At 46.5% G+C, this 16,748-nt stretch carries 11 protein-coding genes; 10 read left to right on the top strand and 1 reads right to left on the bottom strand.

Annotation, left to right across the window (positions count from 1 at the left end):
* Nucleotides 1-67: 67 nt before the first annotated feature.
* Entirely contained in the window at nucleotides 68-571 is a 504-nt protein-coding gene (locus tag ACLVWP_RS02795) for a hypothetical protein (protein ID WP_413559933.1), read from the bottom strand.
* Between the two features lie 91 nt (nucleotides 572-662).
* Between ACLVWP_RS02795 and ACLVWP_RS02790 the strand changes: the two genes are divergently transcribed.
* From ACLVWP_RS02790 to ACLVWP_RS02745, 10 genes are all read left to right on the top strand, one after another.
* Nucleotides 663-1,712: a hypothetical protein gene (locus ACLVWP_RS02790; RefSeq protein ID WP_413559932.1), complete on the top strand. Its 1,050-nt coding sequence runs from the start codon at nucleotides 663-665 to the stop codon at nucleotides 1,710-1,712.
* Nucleotides 1,667-2,587 carry a pseudouridine synthase gene (locus ACLVWP_RS02785; RefSeq protein WP_413559931.1) on the top strand — a complete coding sequence of 307 codons (921 nt, stop codon included), beginning with the start codon at nucleotides 1,667-1,669 and terminating at the stop codon, nucleotides 2,585-2,587. Before ACLVWP_RS02790 ends, ACLVWP_RS02785 begins: the two co-directional genes overlap by 46 nt.
* A 2-nt stretch (nucleotides 2,588-2,589) precedes the next feature.
* On the top strand, nucleotides 2,590-3,474 hold the full coding sequence (locus ACLVWP_RS02780) for an EamA family transporter (protein WP_413559930.1): 885 nt from the start codon (nucleotides 2,590-2,592) through the stop codon (nucleotides 3,472-3,474).
* A 96-nt stretch (nucleotides 3,475-3,570) separates the two neighbouring features.
* Nucleotides 3,571-6,126: a tail fiber domain-containing protein gene (locus tag ACLVWP_RS02775; protein WP_413559928.1), complete on the top strand. Its 2,556-nt coding sequence runs from the start codon at nucleotides 3,571-3,573 to the stop codon at nucleotides 6,124-6,126.
* 29 nt (nucleotides 6,127-6,155) lie between these two features.
* Nucleotides 6,156-9,596 (top strand): beta strand repeat-containing protein, encoded by a 3,441-nt coding sequence (locus ACLVWP_RS02770; RefSeq protein ID WP_413559927.1) that lies wholly within the window; start codon nucleotides 6,156-6,158, stop codon nucleotides 9,594-9,596.
* A 99-nt stretch (nucleotides 9,597-9,695) separates the two neighbouring features.
* The gene (locus ACLVWP_RS02765; protein WP_413559925.1) at nucleotides 9,696-13,931 is read left to right on the top strand and encodes a tail fiber domain-containing protein; all 4,236 of its coding nucleotides are present in this window, start codon (nucleotides 9,696-9,698) and stop codon (nucleotides 13,929-13,931) included.
* Nucleotides 13,932-14,054: 123 nt separating this feature from the next.
* Nucleotides 14,055-14,327, top strand: a complete 273-nt coding sequence (locus tag ACLVWP_RS02760) for a hypothetical protein (RefSeq protein ID WP_413559924.1) — start codon at nucleotides 14,055-14,057, stop codon at nucleotides 14,325-14,327.
* A gap of 114 nt (nucleotides 14,328-14,441) precedes the next feature.
* The gene (locus tag ACLVWP_RS02755; protein ID WP_413559922.1) at nucleotides 14,442-15,071 is read left to right on the top strand and encodes a hypothetical protein; all 630 of its coding nucleotides are present in this window, start codon (nucleotides 14,442-14,444) and stop codon (nucleotides 15,069-15,071) included.
* Entirely contained in the window at nucleotides 15,064-15,972 is a 909-nt protein-coding gene (locus ACLVWP_RS02750; RefSeq protein ID WP_413559921.1) for a 50S ribosomal protein L11 methyltransferase, read from the top strand. Before ACLVWP_RS02755 ends, ACLVWP_RS02750 begins: the two co-directional genes overlap by 8 nt.
* An 11-nt stretch (nucleotides 15,973-15,983) precedes the next feature.
* A complete protein-coding gene (locus ACLVWP_RS02745) occupies nucleotides 15,984-16,745 on the top strand; it encodes an RsmE family RNA methyltransferase (protein WP_413559919.1) in 762 nt (253 codons plus the stop codon).
* Nucleotides 16,746-16,748 lie beyond the last annotated feature (3 nt).

Raw genomic sequence — 16,748 nt, 5'->3', positions numbered from 1 at the left:
AGTGGGGAAAACATTCATTTTCCCCACCTAAGTTTGTTTGAAGATTATCCGAATTTTGATTCGAAAATTACATGCGTTTCAGACGAGCGATTTCCATTTTAGCTTCATTTAAAGCTGTCTGGCAGGAGATCATTTGTGCTTCTTTTTCAGCCAAAAGTTTTTGCAAGTGGTTCATACGAACTTCGAAACTTTTGATGATGTTGTTATGGCGATCTACCATCTCTTGAACTTTCAAATCCAAGGATTTGCGCTCGTTCACGCGTTGAGAAAGTTGTGTGATTTTTTGACCAGCTTCTGTCGCTAGGCCGTTGTGGCTTTGCTCCAAACGAGTCATTTGCGCCTGATTGCGATCGAACTTGATATTGGAGCTTTTGATCAGCTCGTTCACCGTCCCAACGATCTTGTTCATTTGGTCGGCCAAAGCCTGATTTTGAGCCTTCAATTCGAAGATTTGGCGGTCCGTATTCAAGTAGCTTGCACTTGCAGAACCCATGGAGGACGCAGTTTCCAGGCCGGAGCTCTTGCTGATCTTTTTCTCACCAAATAGTTCTGGATTTAATTCTTTATGCATAAGCCGACCCTCCCTTGGGTACTGATGTGACGCTCTTAGAAACATCATATTTTTTCTGGACAGAAAATTCAAATGTTCATACGTTAGGGCCATGTTAAAAGTCGGTCAGTTGCTGAAGTTCGTTTCAGATCTAAATCCTCAAAATACGCCAACTCGCTTGTCGTTTTATAATTTCCTTCGAGGATTTCCTCATGCCGATGATTCTTTAACTCCAGAATTGATCGAAATGTTCTTCAATTACTGCATGGATTACCCGCACTGGGCGTCCAATAAGCAGCAATTGGGCCATGAGGTTCAGTTCCTGTTGGATAATTTCAACAGCTTCTATCAGCAAAAATTCGATCTTTCCCCGATCCGTTTCCCGCAAAACATGCAGATCATCGAGATTGAACACTTCTCCGACTTAATTGACGCAGTGAGTTCATATCTTAAATCTCAATGTGAGGAAGGCGACAAGTTCCGCATCCTGCCGGATCAGAACAAACGCGTGATCGCGATTGTCTTGAGAGCCGATAAATCCTTGGAAGTTCGCACTTTCGACAAAAAATTCACGATCCGCAGTGGTTCGTTAGAGCCTCTACGTAAAGATCTGGTTCTTTACTACACTCCAGAGTTGGAACTGAGCGGACATCACGATCACAAGATCGAGGTGGCTCCGTACATCACGGCTCAATTCCGCGTGATGAAAGACAAAGTTTCTGGCGTATTGATGCGCGGTTATGTTTTCCAAAAACTGATGGAAATCAAAAACGAGCCTCTTCAGGATCAAACTCGCATCCTTTTCCCAATCAAGCGCCTGGAGCAGTTCTTCATCGATCGCCGTACAGATCCTTACTATCAGGATTTGATCAGCCAGCTTGAAAGAACCTGCAATCTGGTTCAACAAGGCGATGCCGAGGCTACAAAATGGTCCTCTGTTGTCCTTGGGAAAGCCGATACAGCCCTAGAAAACATCTTTTTAGGGGATAAATTACTCACTTTGCTCGCTAGAGACCTCCGTCACGCCCTAATGGAGGCCAATCGCAAGAATAACTCCTCATCTGCCCTCAGCAGTGATATATTGATCACTCAACAATTACCTGAGGCCGATGAAGAATGTCTGAAGATAGCACCTCTCAAAGAGTTAGACTTAATAAACTAATTGCCGACAGTGGATTGGCTTCCCGCCGCCACGCCGACAAAATGATCGAAGAAGGCCTTGTCACGGTTAATGGTAAGCGCGTGTACGAGCTTGGCGTTAAGGTAGACCCTCAGGCTGACAAAATCTTGGTTGATGGCAAAGTTCTTCGCAAACCACTTTCTCAAAAACTTTATATCATCTTCAATAAGCCAGCAGGCGTTTTGACGACAATGGACGATCCAGAAGGTCGCCCAACAATCGTTGAATACCTTGGTGATGTTCCTTCACGTGTATTCCCTGTAGGTCGTCTGGACTGGGATTCTGAGGGTATGATCCTTTTGACGAACGATGGTGATTACGCGAACAAAGTTGCGCATCCAAAAGAAGAAGTTACGAAAACGTACTTGGTTAAATTGGATGGTAAACCAGAGCCTCGCCACCTGCAAAAATTGAAAGATGGCGTGTCCATCGTTGGTGGTAAAGTTTCTGCTCGTCACATCGAAAAGATCAAAAAATCTGGCGACAACAAATCTGAAAAGTACGAATGGTACAAAATCGTGATCACAGAGGGTAAAAACCGTCAGATCCGTCAGATGTTCGCGAAAATTGGTTTCGACGTTATGAGACTTCAGCGTGTGGCGATCGGTCGCTTGCGTATGGGTGCAATGAAAGCTGGTGAGCTTATGTTCATCAATGACGTTGCTGCAAATCGCGTATTCTTGGCAGATGATCCAGAAGACTTAAAAGTTAAAAAGAATTCGTACAAGGGCCGTGCCCCTGCTATGAAAAAGACAGCTGCTGAAAAAGAAAAAGCGCGCGAGAAGAAAATGAGCGCCGGTAAGAAAAAATACGCTGGTGGTAAATTGATCGCTCCTAAAGGTCCGAAAAGAAAATAATTATGAATAAACTAAACCCACGAGTCCGCGGAATTATCGAAATTTCCATTGGCAGCGTGGGTTTTGGTTTTTTAGGGGTCTTTGGTAAAATCGCCTTCCAATCCGGCATGACTGTCGGAGAATTCCTAACTTACAGATTCACACTCGCAGCGATGCTCCTTTGGATCTTCATGCTGCTGTTCCGTCCTCACTGGATCCGTCTTTCGAAAAAGCAAATTCTGATTGCCGCACTTCTGGGTATCTTTGGATACGGATTGTTCTCGACTCTTTATTTTACGGCCATCGACGGGTTGAGTGTTACTCTTGCCGCCCTGTTGCTCTATACCTATCCATTTTGGGTGAACGTATTTTCGCACCTTTTCACTCATGATAAAATTTCACGTCATGAAGCTTTATGTTTAGTGGGAGCTTCCGCTGGATTGGTGATGTTGCTGTGGGGACACATCGAGGTTCGTAACGCCTGGGCCGTACTGGCTGGCTTGCTATCGGGGATTAGCTATGCCATTTACGTTTTGGTTTCAGGTCGAGTGCAACAAAATGTTCGTCCCATCACTTCAAGTCTTTATGTGATCACTTTCGGCGCCGTTGCTTTAGCGTTGTTCCATCACCCTCACTTTGAAAATGTGCCGCATTTAACTTCAGTGCAAGCGTCCGCCATTTTTGGAATTGCCATCATCAGTACGATTATTCCTCTAACGATGGAACTTGCAGCTTTGCAAAAATTGAAAAGTTCTGAAGTTGCATTGCTTATGATGATTGAACCCATCACTGCCGCCCTGCTGGGTGTTTTTATTTTCAAAGAGTCCTTAACGTTGGTTCAAATATTAGGGGCGTTAACTATTTGTGTCTCTTTGGTGATCAATTCTCGATTGAGAGCGTCCTTATAGTTTCAAACTGACACGGACACATAATGATACTCTTATTTCACTCGTATTCTTGCTCCCAGACTGTTCCACCACTCAACAAGAACCGAATAATCTCACATGAGATATTGGCCGTCTTTGCTTCTCATAATGGTATTTTTCACCGGAGCTGCGTGGGCTTCACCGGACACCTTTACGTATCAGGGCCGCATCGTTCGAGATAACGGAACTGCTCTTGAATACAACGACGTGGCCTTTGCTTTCACCATCACCAACGAAGCGGGAAACTGCGTTCTTTATCGCGAAGTAAAATCCCATGTGAATATGCAGGGTTCAAAAGGGATCTTTGACGTCCCTATTGGCAGTGGCGTTCGCCAATTTCCTACCGACCCCATGGCAAGTATTCGCAATGTTTTTGTAAACTCAGTTCAACTGGACTGCGAAGGTAACACTCACTATACCGCCGCTGAAAACGAAGGTCGTATTTTGATCGTGCAATTTCACGATGGGGTCGGCTGGGAGTCTATCACACCGTCCAGTAAAATTCGTTCAGTTCCTTTTTCGACGTTCTCGTATTCTGCGGGTCGCTTGGGAAACAAACTTCCTGGTGAATACGTTCTAAAAAGTGATGTAGCGACGTGTTCTACAGGTCAATATCTGACGTTCAATGGAACAACTTTTACCTGCCAAGCAGACTCTGGTGGATCGGGAACAATCAGCGACATCAATGTTTCGACTCCCCTGACAAAGGGTGGAACTGCGACTCTGCCAACTATCGGCATTAATGTCGGCACTGCTGCTGGAACCGTTGCGGCGGGGAACGATACTCGCTTTGGCAATGCTTTAAAAATTCAAGGTGTGGATGTGAACGCGACGGCACCGACTTCGGGTCAAGTTGTTCGCTATGACGGAACAAGCTCGTGGGTTCCAGCAACCTTGGGGATCACTGACATTTCAGGATTGTCTACTCAGCTTTCTAACAAAATCAACGCGACTATGTTTCCAACGAGCTGTACGGCGGGTCAGTCCCTGGTATTTGTAACGCCAGCAAATAAATTCGATTGCTATGATATCTCCATTTCCTCTTCACAGATTTCTGGAACAATTCCGTTTTCAAAAATTTCAAGTTTGCCAACGACCCTTGCGGGCTACGGCATCACAGATGGCTTAACGGGAACAGGAACTGCGGGATATATCCCCTATTATAGTGGCGCATCGACTTTAGCGAGCTCAGCAATTTATCAAAGCAGCGGTAAAGTCGGAATTATGACTAATACTCCCAGAGTGGGGTTAGAAAACAACGGCACATTTTATACTCGCGTAAATTATTCGGGAACAATGCCGACATTCGACTCTACAGTGGGTACTGATGGAGGATTGATCATTGGATGGAACGGTGACTCCGGAGCTCCCGGCAGAACGAATTTTATCAATTTCCCAGGAATCGGTGCCGGAGGATTCTCTTTTCATTTAGCAAATAACTCTGGAGCCGTCACAAACACTCCCATGGTCATAAACCATTTAGGTCATGTGGGCATCGGTACGACAAGCCCCGCAACGAAGCTGGAAGTCGTTGATACAACCGGAAGTGTCAGCCGCGGAATCACTTCGACAACTTATGCAAGCAATCCCGGTGGATTGATCCAACTGCGTGGCGCTCGCGGAACTCCAGCAAGCCCTGGAGCTTTGAACTCTATTAATTCATTTGGTTGGATCGCTTTTAGTGGTTTCGATGGTGCCGCTTTTTCCGCACAAAATTTTCCGACTGGTTTAAATGCGGTCAGCACCGAGGCGTGGACTCCTACGGGTCATGGCTCTGAACTTCGTCTCTATACCACTCCTGACGGTGCTGTAGAAGGCGAACAGCGATTGACTATAACCCAAGATGGAAAAGTCGGGATTGGAACTCCAAGTCCGGTGAATACCCTGGACATCGTAGGGCAAGTCTCAACACGCGGACCGGCGAGTGGATATATCGCACTGGATAGATCCGGAAGCAGTACAAAATTCGGCGGCTTTTATAGAACGGCGGATAAAACATATATTAGCGATGAAATTGCGAATCGCATTATCGTTGACAACACCAGCGGCAATGTCGGAATCGGAGACCCCAATCCTTATGGGAAGCTTCAAGTCACTGGAGGCAATGCCGGTACGTTCGTCAATGTGGTCTTAGATACTGCATCTGCGGGCAACCACAACTTCCTCTACTTCAGGCAGGGTGGCGCTAATATTGGCAGTATCAGCACCGCAACCGGTGCGAATATATCTTATAACACGACTTCGGATGTGCGTTTAAAAGATGGCTTCGCCCCTGTTAACAGGGCGCTAGATAAAGTGAACAGTATCGAAATTAAAAACTATTACTATAAAACCGATCCATCTCACAGAATGGACGGATTCCTTGCTCAGCAACTCTATTCAATTGCTCCCTATGCAGTCACAAAACCTGAAAGTGATATTAACCAGGACGGCACTATCGCCCCTTGGTTAGTGGATTACTCAAAAATGATTCCGCTAGTGACAGCATCAGTTCAAGAGCTTTCTCAAAAAGTAGAAGCACAAAACAGAGAAATTGCTTCCCTAAAAGAAGAGAATTCAAAATTACATAAAGAACAAACAGAAATTAAGAAATGGATCTGCAGTAAAGATCCGAAAAGTACAATTTGCCAATGATAGGTAAGCTTTTGATGAAAACAGCACGGATGTCTTTTTTATTATCTCTATTTTTCCCTGTCTTGGTACTGGCAGTACCAAACTCGCTATCCTATCAAGGACGTATTGTTAGACCGGACGGGACTGCATTTGAAATTAACAATGTTAGTTTCGTTTTTGAAATCACCAATCCCGCTGGAAACTGCGTGATCTATCGTGAACAAAAATCCGGCGTTGATATGACCAATTCCAATGGGGTTTTTGATGTTCCAATTGGAACTGGCAGCAAACTGTTCCCGCCATCACCCACTAAGACTTTATTAAGTGTTTTCGACAATTCACAAGCTTTAGATTGCGGTAATGCCAGTAACAATATCGTCAGTTCTTATACTCCGGCACTAACTCACTCTCGTTTGCTTCGAGTTCAATTTCATGACGGTACCGGCTGGCAGATCATTACTCCCGATACAGAAATTCGTTCCGTGCCTTATGCGGCCTATGCCTCTGGAGCTGACACAGCTCAATCTTTAGGTGGTAAAACAGCCAGTGATTTTGTTTTAAAAACAAGCATCCCCACTTGCGCCGCAAATAGCTTTCTATCTTGGAATGGCTCCATCCTTTCTTGCACCAGCATTTCTTCACTCACAATGGCCGGAGATGTCAGTGGGTCTTCGACAGCGACCAGTGTTGATAAAATCAAAGGTATCAATGTGGATGCGACGGCACCCACAACCGGACAGGTCTTAAAATTTGATGGTACTAAGTGGTCACCGGCAACTATTTCGGCGGGCGGCAGCGGCACTGTGACTTCAGTGACAGGAACATCTGGTCAGATCACAGTTTCAAATGGCACTACAACTCCCGTTATTGCTTTAGATACGGTTGGCACTGCAGGAACCTATTATAAAATCACGACAGATAGCCATGGTCGTGTCACTAGTGGTGTTGCGACACTTTCAGCCTCTGACATTCCTTCTTTAGACTATTCAAAAATTACTTCAGGAACACCGACCACATTAAGTGGCTACAACATCACCGATGCCGTTCGCAATCAAGGCGGTACTCCAGGAATTAAATCTGGCTTGAATACCAGCAAAGGAACCGCCGGCACCTCAGGTAATTTATATGTATCAACTGATACCAAAGAAATTTATCGCGACAACGGGTCTACATGGGATCTATTGGGATCTTCAGCAAGTGGCACAATCACCGGAGTGACGGCGGGTACTGGACTCAGCGGTGGTGGTACTTCTGGAAGCGTCACACTGAACGTAGATGTTGGCGTGGGAGCAAATAAGATTGTTCAACTGGATAGCTCGTCTAAACTTCCTGCCGTGGATGGTTCTGCACTGACGAACTTAAATCCATCTGCGCTCTCCACAGTCCTTCCTATTTCCAAAGGTGGTACAGGGCAATCTTCCGTCACTGCGGGGTTCAATGCCTTAAGTCCTGTCTCTGCAAAAGGGGATTTAATCACTCGTGATAGTGCTAATAATATTCGCCTGCCCGTCGGTACTGATGGCCAAGTTCTTTCTGCTGACAGCACTCAAGGTGCAGGTCTTAAATGGATCACACCAACGGCAGGAACGGTGACCAATGTCACCGCTTCAGCTCCCCTTTCTGTAGCAACGGGCGGAACGACGCCGGCGCTTTCGATTTCATCAGGCACGGGAGATGCGCAAGTTTTACGTTGGAACACAACCAATTGGTCTTCGTCTTATTTGAATTTCGCTGATCTTAAGTCAGCTGCAGGCCTTACCCAAATTCCAAATAATTGTACTGCCTCGCAAACATTGGTCTGGCAGACACCTGCTGACACTTTTTCTTGTGTTGATATTTCTGTCACTGGTTCCAACTTTGCGGCGCAGTCAGCAGGATTGGTTTTTGCGGGACCGACAACAGGCAGCTCGACCCCTGCATTCCGCGCGTTAGCTTTCTCTGATTTACCTTCTGGAACTCTTTCAGGATCTGGAACATCTGGATATATCCCTTATTATAGTACGGCAACGACACAAACAAACTCTGCGCTTTACACTTCTGGCGGAAATATCGGTATTGGCACCACCTCTCCCGCAACCTCCCTTGATGTTAATGGAGCCATCAAAGTTGGAACAACGACATGTGATGCATCCAAAGCCGGTGCCATCGGCTACAACAGTGCTTTAGGACAAATTCAAGTTTGCATCAACGGCGCATGGCAAAATGTTGGTAATGGCGCGCCTGTTCCTCCGAACTCAGATATCGTCATGAAAGCTTGTCCCTCAGGATGGACCGACATCGTCATGACGAACGGTCCGGCGATGAACGTCAATGGATCGACTGGTCACGTCTGCCGCAGTCCATCCACACCATCTTTGATTCCCGCATCGACCATCATGCCGATGTTCAATTGTCCATCGGGATGGACTCAGCTCGGCACTGTGACCCCAACAGTGTTTGCGGCTTCTAGTATTGCCGTCTGCCAATCCCCTGCTACTGATGACGTCCTGCCATCTGGTTCGCACGTGGTCGGTGCCTCAGGAACCTGCCCAGCAAACTGGAAATACCTAAATGGAATAAACTCCAACTGTAACGGATCTTGCCGGATCTGTGAAAGCCCCGGCGGCCTGACATTCCCTCGTATGGTTCATGGTGGACTTGCCACTTCAGCCTCCTCTAACGGCGCCAACGCCTTTATTCGAGGAGGTAATGGCGGAACGACCTCTGGTGCCGGAGGAATCGTCTCAATCAACGGAGGAATACCGACAGAAGGCTCTGGCGGTGGCATAACTCTTACCGGTGCTAGCGGTGCTTCTTTAGTTACAGCTGCCCAAGCGGGAGGAACTATCTCTATTCGAGCTGGAAATGGGGTCAACGGCGGTACCGGAGGCACTGTGCTTATTCAAACCGGATGGGATGGTGTGAACGCAAACTCATATAGTGATCTTACCCTGCAAGCATCTGGAGGAAATGTCGGTATAGGTACGCTGGATCCCGCGGCTCCTTTACATATTCACACAGGTGCAAATTCCAATCTGATGATCTACGGCGCTCAGCTGACATCAACGGGAATTAAGTTTAACTCGACTGATGATTCAAACACAGTATCAAAAGAAATGGAATTTCAAGCTTCCAGTTTTAATTTTAGCGGCGGTAATGTGCAAGTCTCAACAGCTCTTCAAATAGGAAATAGCGCACCTCTGGGCAGGATAACGGTTTGTTCGTATACAAATACGAACTTCAATCTTTCAGTCGGGGGGCCGGAGTTCGTGGTGAACTGGACGACAGGTAACTGCACAAATGGCTATCCGAATACGACGTGCATAGGCACGGTTTCAAAACACGTTATTTCAGGTTTCGAAAATAATATTGCCGTCTTAGTTCCGAATGAAAAACCCAGTGTTCTTTCATCTCTTACGGCCGGAGCTAATGGTGGTTTTGGTTTTAATACAGATGCTACAAACAGCAATGGTTTTGTGGATTTCAAAGCAGTTTATCAGTGCGAAAATTAAGAGTCTCAACTTTAGTCGCATAAATTATTAGTTGCTAATGTGACTCATTTTTTGTCGAAAATACTCACGTCCTGACTCCAAAATGACGATAAGACAAACATGAGATTTTGGTCGTCTTTGATTCTCATGTTACTCATCTCCCTTGGTGCGTCCTTCGCCCAGGCTTCTCCCGATTCCTTTGTGTATCAGGGTCGCATCGTTCGTTCGAACGGTTCCGCCTTAGAATACAATAGTGTTAGCTTTGCTTTTACGATCACCAACGCTGTTGGAAATTGCATTCTGTATCGCGAGCAAAAAGACGGCGTTGATATGCAGGGATCTGGTGGTGTATTTGACGTCCCTATCGGTTCGGGCACAAAACTTTTCCCTACAACTCCTGGTGCAGATATTCGTAAGGCATTTACTAATTCAGTGCCATTAGATTGTGAGGGCGGCGGAACATACTCTCCGTCCGAAACTGAAACTCGTCTATTGAAAGTTCAATTTCATGATGGTGTTGGCTGGAATGCGATCACTCCTTTTAGCGTGATTCGTTCCGTTCCATTTTCGACATTTTCTTATTCTGCAGGTCGCCTAGGTACGAATTTACCAACAGACTTTGTTTTAAAAAGCTCACTTGCGACTTGCGCCGTGGGCCAATACTTAACTTTCGATGGAACTAATTTCGCCTGTCAGAATGATTCCGGTGGATCAGGAACAGTCAGTGATGTGAATGTTTCGTCTCCGCTAACTAAGGGTGGGACTGCTGCGATCCCAACAATTGGTATCAGTGTGGGTACCACTGCTGGAACTGTGGCAGCTGGTAATGACACTCGTTTTGGCAATGCCACTAAAATTCAAGGAACCACTGTTGATGCGACGGCTCCAACATTAGGACAAGTTCTTCGTTATGATGGTACAAGCTCTTGGATTCCAGCAACTTTGGCTATTTCAGACGTATCAGGCTTATCCACACAGCTCGCGAACAAAATCAATGCAACGATGTTCCCGACAAGTTGCACGGCAGGTCAGTCATTGGTCTTTGTTACTCCGGCAAATAAATTTGATTGTTATGATATCTCGATTACAGCATCACAAATTTCTGGAACGATTCCGTTCACGAAATTAGCGAGCTTGCCGACAACTCTTTCTGGTTATGGAATCACCGATGCCGTTCAAAACCTGGGTGGAACGCCCTCATTTACCTCCGGTTTGAACTCAGCAAAAGGCGCAGCAGGTACGAGTGGTCGAATTTACATTTCCACCGATACCAAAGAAATTTATCGTTCCAATGGAACGACCTGGGATCTGATCAGTTCAGCCTCGGGTTCCGGTGGTACTCTCACAGGAATCACAGCTAGTACCGGACTTACTGGTGGCGGAACAAGTGGCAATGTCAGTGTCGCTGTTGATGTCGGCACAGGTGCAAATCAAATCGTGCAACTAGATGCAAGTTCAAAACTTCCGGCTGTGGATGGCTCAGCCCTCACGAATTTAGATCCGACAAAACTTTCCGTAGTGGTCCCAATTAGCAAAGGTGGTACAGGGCAGTCGAATGCCACCGCAGGATTCAATGCTTTAAGTCCGGCGACAACCAAGGGTGATTTAATCACTCGTGATGGAACTAATAATATCCGTCTGCCAGCAGGCACGAACGGACAGGTTCTTGCGGCGGATAGCACAGTTACCGCGGGTTTGAAGTGGGTGACTGCGAATGCGGGAACGGTAACAGGAGTGACAACAACGGCTCCCCTATCTGTGTCCAATGGAACAACGACACCAGCAATTTCTATTTCGTCGGGTACCGGCGATAGCCAAGTTTTGCGCTGGAATACAACGAACTGGGCTGCGAGCTATTTTAATTTTTCTGACTTAAAGTCGTCGTCAGGCTCACAGCAAATTCCGAACTCTTGTACGGCTTCGCAAACATTAGTTTGGCAGTCTTTAAGTGATACTTTTGCTTGTACATCAATTTCCGTTTCTGGATCTAACTTCGCAACACAGGCAGCAAATCTAATTTTTGCGGGTCCTACGACTGGTACGGCAGCCCCCACATTCAGAGCCCTAGCACTCTCTGATCTGCCAAGCAGTATGCTTTCTGGTTCTGGGACTTCAGGCTATGTGCCTTACTACAATGCTGCCTCAACATTAACCAACTCGCCTGTATATACTTCTTCAACCAACGTAGGGATTAACACGACAAATCCCCTAACGAAGCTTCACGTGGTTGGCAAAGCCTTAATTGGTGACACCACATCCACAACGAATGGTGCCAGCGTTTTGATGCTATATGGGGGCAACACTGCCAATGGTAATACAGGCTTAGATGTCGTTGCTGCTGCAACGGCAACTCCGCAAACACCAGCTCACCAATTTTCATTCCGCATGAGATCTGATGCTGGCGGAATTTATCGCGGCGCTATCGGGATGACCAACAGCTCGACACCAAATGAAACCATGACATTTCTAAATAACGGTAACATCGGTATCGGAACAAGCACTCCTACAGCCACGCTTCACGTCGTTAAGGGAGCCAGCGGATATGTTATGAATATGGATGGTCCCTCGAATGGTTGGATCGCAACAGGATACAACATCGGCGGCGTCAACAAAGCCCAGATAGGTATCGCTGGCGGCCCTAACACTTTCCTATCAAGCAGCGGCGAAGCCTCGGGAGACTTTGTCGTGCGCGGTGCTGCAAATAATCTTTTACTGGCCGCTGGCTCAGGCGAAACAATGCGCCTGACTCAAACGGGCAACGTGGGGATCGGTACGACGAATCCGACGGCGATGCTCTCTGTAAAAGGCGGAGCCCTTTTTGGAGATAAATCCACATTCCCCACGGATTTTAATACTATTGAAACAAACACTTACACGAATTCGCTTTATAACAATACCGCGACCTCGGGAACCTTTGGCTCTTTAGGAAGCTGGATGAGGGTTTCGCCGACCGCAGATTCAACTCTCTCCTCGCAAGCGGTCTCTGCGGGCTTATCTTTCAACGTTCCTTCGGGCGTGACTGTGACCTCGAATTCCGATGCAATTTGGGTGAATGCCGCTCGCAATAGGTACGCGGGCAATGCCGACAACGGAACTGTGACTTCAATTCGCGCGATCTCCGTTGGCTACGGTCATGAAAACTATGTTGCAGGTGTGACGCCCCAAACAACCGCGGCATATGGTTTAGCAGTCAGCCCATCCGTTGCAAGCGGCACCATTACGAATATGTACGACCTTTATCTAGGAACAAAATCCGGAGCAGGGACTGTAACTAATCGTTTCGGTCTATATCAGTCAGATAGCTCTGCTACGAATACATTCATGGGACAACTTGGAGTGGGGACTGCGACTCCTGTCGGGAAATTTGACACGGTCACATCTGGTTCTGATACCATAGCCGCATACGTCGCTTCTCGATACGACAATGATGGAACAACCATCGCCAATGCTATCGTTGGTCGTCGGGCACGAGGAACAGTCGCAGCTCCAACAGCTGTTCAAAGCGGAGATCGCATCTTTTCAATCTTAGGAACGGCCTATAATGGCAGCACATGGCAGAACATTGGTGGAATCCAGATGTGGGCCTCTGAAAATCAGACCGCGACTGCGAATGGTTCCTTTATCACTTTTGAAACGAATCCCGCAAGCGCCGCCGGAGCCCGTGTCGAACGCATGCGTATCTCTGATAGTGGGAATGTCGGCATTGGTACATCATCGCCTTCTGGACAACTCCATGTCGCAGTAAATGCTCCAACTAATTACGGGATTATAAAGAATGAAAATACCGCCACGGGCGGCCAACCCTGGAGATGGTTGTCTTCAGCGACAGGCGCGCCTTTAGGTGCGGATGCCATGTGTTTTGGTATCGGGACTTGTTTATTTACGCTCAGAACCACGGGCAATGCGACTCTGACGGGTACTCTGACTCAAAACTCTGACGTAAGATTGAAAAAAGACATTAAAACGATTCCAAGCTCTTTGGCGAAAATCGATCAGATTCGAGGTGTTAGTTATAATTGGATCGATTTTTCTCGTGATCCAAAAACCCAACTGGGTGTGATTGCACAAGAGGTGGAACCGATTTTTCCCGAGTTAGTAAGAACAGACAATGAGGGAATCAAATCAGTTAATTACTTAGGATTTATTGCGCCATTAATCAATGCAGTTAAAGAACTTCATCACAAATGGAGTGATGATTCCGCGGCTATTCATGCACAACTTGATAAGCAAAGTCGCGAGATCGCTTCTTTAAAAGAAGAAAATTTTCGCTTGAAAAACGAAGAGCGAGCAAGCGAAGCTCGCCTTCGGAAGTTGGAACAGCGCCTAGAAGCGCTCGAAAAATCGAATGGCAAGTAGTTCTAGGAAACACCATTCGTTAGACTTAGTTCGAGAATTGAGTCTCGAAATGAGAATGCTTAAATGTTAACTGATTTTTACCGATAAGAATTAAGTGAGTCCGTGTCTTCAAGGAGGTTTCAAATGAAAAAGCTTATATTGCTAGCAGCAGTTACTATGTTGGCTTCAGGTTGTTCATTGGAAGCTTCCCTCGAAGATCTTAATGCGATCATCACTGCGAAGGCTCCGTCGAAAGCCACTGGGTTGGTATCTGGTTCTACTCAGGACGGTACGACTTCCTCTGGCTATAAAATCCAAAGCTCAGTGGGTAACTACCTTTCACAGATCGAGCAAACAACAGATACAGGCAAATACAAAGTCTATTCGTCCATTCAGGGCGCTATCGTTTCTCAATAACTCATTCCAGCCACTCTCAAGTCCTGTTGCCTTTGGTCCAGCTCTTCTCGACCTATTTAAGTTTCAAAATAAGACACCGATAAGTCCTAGAGAAAACCATGGAAGGGTTTAACTATGATGCTAGCTTTATTGCTTTCAAGCCTGCTTCACACAACACCGGCTCGCGCCGCGGATATGTCGTTAACGATTGTCGACGTTCGCCGCAACATCACTCTCGCTAATGACGAAGAGCCTTACAAAGATTTCTATATCGCTGCGGGCGCAAGCTCCGGTTTGAAAAAGAACTTGGTCGTAACAGCCGTTCGAAAAATCAACGTCCGTGATGCCTCTGGTGCTAGCGCTGTTGGCGAAATCATGGTGCCAGTTGGTCAGCTTAAAATTATCGCAGTTTATGATAAGGTCGCAGTCGCACGTGAGTTCACATTGCTTTCACGGGATGAACTTCCGATGCTTGAGCAAATTGGCATCATGGCCGGCGATAAAATCGAAACCCGCGGTTCATTCATCGATACTTCTAAGCCTAAAAGAAAAAAGGTCGCTGAAGCGGTAGCCCCTGCTCCGGCAACCCCCATGGTAGCCCCAGCCGTAACAACGGTGGCAGTTACTTTGGCTCCCCCTGCGAAGGAATTACAGGCTCCTGTGACTCCGGCTCAACCAGATAAGACTCTTGCTCAAGCTCCGGTTATGACTGGGGAAAAGCTTGAAAAAGTAGCGGATTCTGGTAACAACTCAGGGAATGAGTGACAATAAATACTTCCGCGTTCGTTTAAGCCAAGTTCCTGCTGATCTAGAGGACATTATTACTACACACAGCTTCGGCTGTGGTGCTTCTGGTGTGACTGAAGCTTTGGTCTTTACTCAACCTGATCTTACTTATGATCCGACACTTGTGAATGTTCAAACTCACGAGTTGGACGTTTTCTTTCCAAACTCCCCTGACGAAGATTTCTTTAAAGGTTTGACTGAGCAAAGTGCTTTGATCAGATGGCAAATCTTTGAAGAAGAAAACAAAGACTGGCTCGAAGAATGGAAAAAAGGTTTCGTCCCTTTCCGTTTGATCGGCGACTTCTGGGTTGTACCGTCTTGGTTGACTCCTCCGCCAGAATGCAAACACCCGATCTACATCGATCCAGGAATGGCTTTCGGTACGGGCACTCATGCCACAACTCAAATGATGGCATTCTTTATTCACAAGCTCGCTGAAAAACACAAAGCAAACTTGGCTGACTGGGCGTTGCTTGATGTGGGTACAGGCACTGCAATCCTTGCGATGCTAGCGCAAATGAGTGGCATGGGTTTAGTTGCGGGTATCGAGATTGATCCGGAAGCTCGTCGCGTAGCTCGTGAAAACGTAAAATTGAACAAGCTTCCACAAATCGATATTCCAGAAACTCAGTTGGATGAAATCCGTGGACCTTACGATGTTGTTGTTGCGAATATCATCGATGGCGTTTTGATCAACATCAAAAAAGATCTTTTGCGTGTCTTGAAACCAGGCGGTCATATTTTGCTGACTGGTATTCTGGAAGAGCGTGACAACCACTTCTTTGAAAAATTCTTTGAGGGCACAAACCTTGAGGTTGTTCGCCGCTTAGAAAAAGACGAATGGGTTGGTTACTGGGCACGATCTAAAGAAAACGCTTAAGGTATTTTTCGATGAGACGTTATTGGATTAACAAGTCAGATCTTTTTGGCAATCAGGTGAACTTCACTGGTGATGTGTTTCATCATATCTTTGATGTTTGCCGCCAAGAAGAAGGCTCTAAGTTTGAAGTTCTAACCGAAGACAGCAAAGCTTACTTCGTCGAAGTCACTCAAGTTTCCAAAAAGTCTGCAACTGCACAAATCATCGAAGAGCGTGATATCCCACCTCTTAAAACTCCCCATGTTCATTTAGCTCTTTCGATCTCTCGCTTCCCGGTTATGGATGCGGTGATGGAAAAAGCTGTGGAAATGGGCGTGAAAAGCATCCAACCTTTCTTCTCTGAATTCAGCTTTGTTCGCTCGGGCGAAAAGATCTCTGAAAACAAAACGGAACGTTGGGATAAAATCGTCAAATCCGCGACTCAACAATCGGGCCGTGGCGATCTGATGAAAATTCACTCCCCTATCACTTTGGATAAGCTTTCCGGAGTCATTAACCAAAATGGCTCTTCCGTGGGTCTATTTGCTTATGAAGGCGCATCAACGCTAAGCATTAAGGAATACGTCAGCCAGGTTAAGGCTGCTCATCCCACAGGTGTTACAAACATTTGGATCATCGTGGGCAGCGAGGGTGGCTTTTCTCACTCCGAAGTTCAAAAATTCCAGGACCTAGGCCTTCATCCAGTCACCTTGGGACCCCAAGTTTTGCGAGTTGAAACGGCTTGCATGGCCTTGGTATCAGTCCTAAAGTATGACTTTGATCTGATGGTTTAAAGG

Source organism: Bdellovibrio sp. HCB209 (assembly GCF_047306065.1).
Lineage (GTDB): Bacteria > Bdellovibrionota > Bdellovibrionia > Bdellovibrionales > Bdellovibrionaceae > Bdellovibrio.
This window is presented reverse-complemented; position numbering and strand designations above follow the sequence as displayed.

Bases quoted from the DNA above. Each gene is read 5' to 3' on its own strand.
- ACLVWP_RS02745 (WP_413559919.1), top strand. From the start codon at position 15,984: ATGAGACGTTATTGGATTAACAAGTCAGATCTTTTTGGCAATCAGGTG.
- ACLVWP_RS02750 (WP_413559921.1), top strand. From the start codon at position 15,064: ATGAGTGACAATAAATACTTCCGCGTTCGTTTAAGCCAAGTTCCTGCT.
- ACLVWP_RS02790 (WP_413559932.1), top strand. From the start codon at position 663: ATGTTAAAAGTCGGTCAGTTGCTGAAGTTCGTTTCAGATCTAAATCCT.
- ACLVWP_RS02795 (WP_413559933.1), bottom strand. From the start codon at position 571: ATGCATAAAGAATTAAATCCAGAACTATTTGGTGAGAAAAAGATCAGC.
- ACLVWP_RS02775 (WP_413559928.1), top strand. From the start codon at position 3,571: ATGAGATATTGGCCGTCTTTGCTTCTCATAATGGTATTTTTCACCGGA.
- ACLVWP_RS02770 (WP_413559927.1), top strand. From the start codon at position 6,156: ATGTCTTTTTTATTATCTCTATTTTTCCCTGTCTTGGTACTGGCAGTA.
- ACLVWP_RS02765 (WP_413559925.1), top strand. From the start codon at position 9,696: ATGAGATTTTGGTCGTCTTTGATTCTCATGTTACTCATCTCCCTTGGT.
- ACLVWP_RS02760 (WP_413559924.1), top strand. From the start codon at position 14,055: ATGAAAAAGCTTATATTGCTAGCAGCAGTTACTATGTTGGCTTCAGGT.
- ACLVWP_RS02755 (WP_413559922.1), top strand. From the start codon at position 14,442: ATGATGCTAGCTTTATTGCTTTCAAGCCTGCTTCACACAACACCGGCT.
- ACLVWP_RS02785 (WP_413559931.1), top strand. From the start codon at position 1,667: ATGTCTGAAGATAGCACCTCTCAAAGAGTTAGACTTAATAAACTAATT.
- ACLVWP_RS02780 (WP_413559930.1), top strand. From the start codon at position 2,590: ATGAATAAACTAAACCCACGAGTCCGCGGAATTATCGAAATTTCCATT.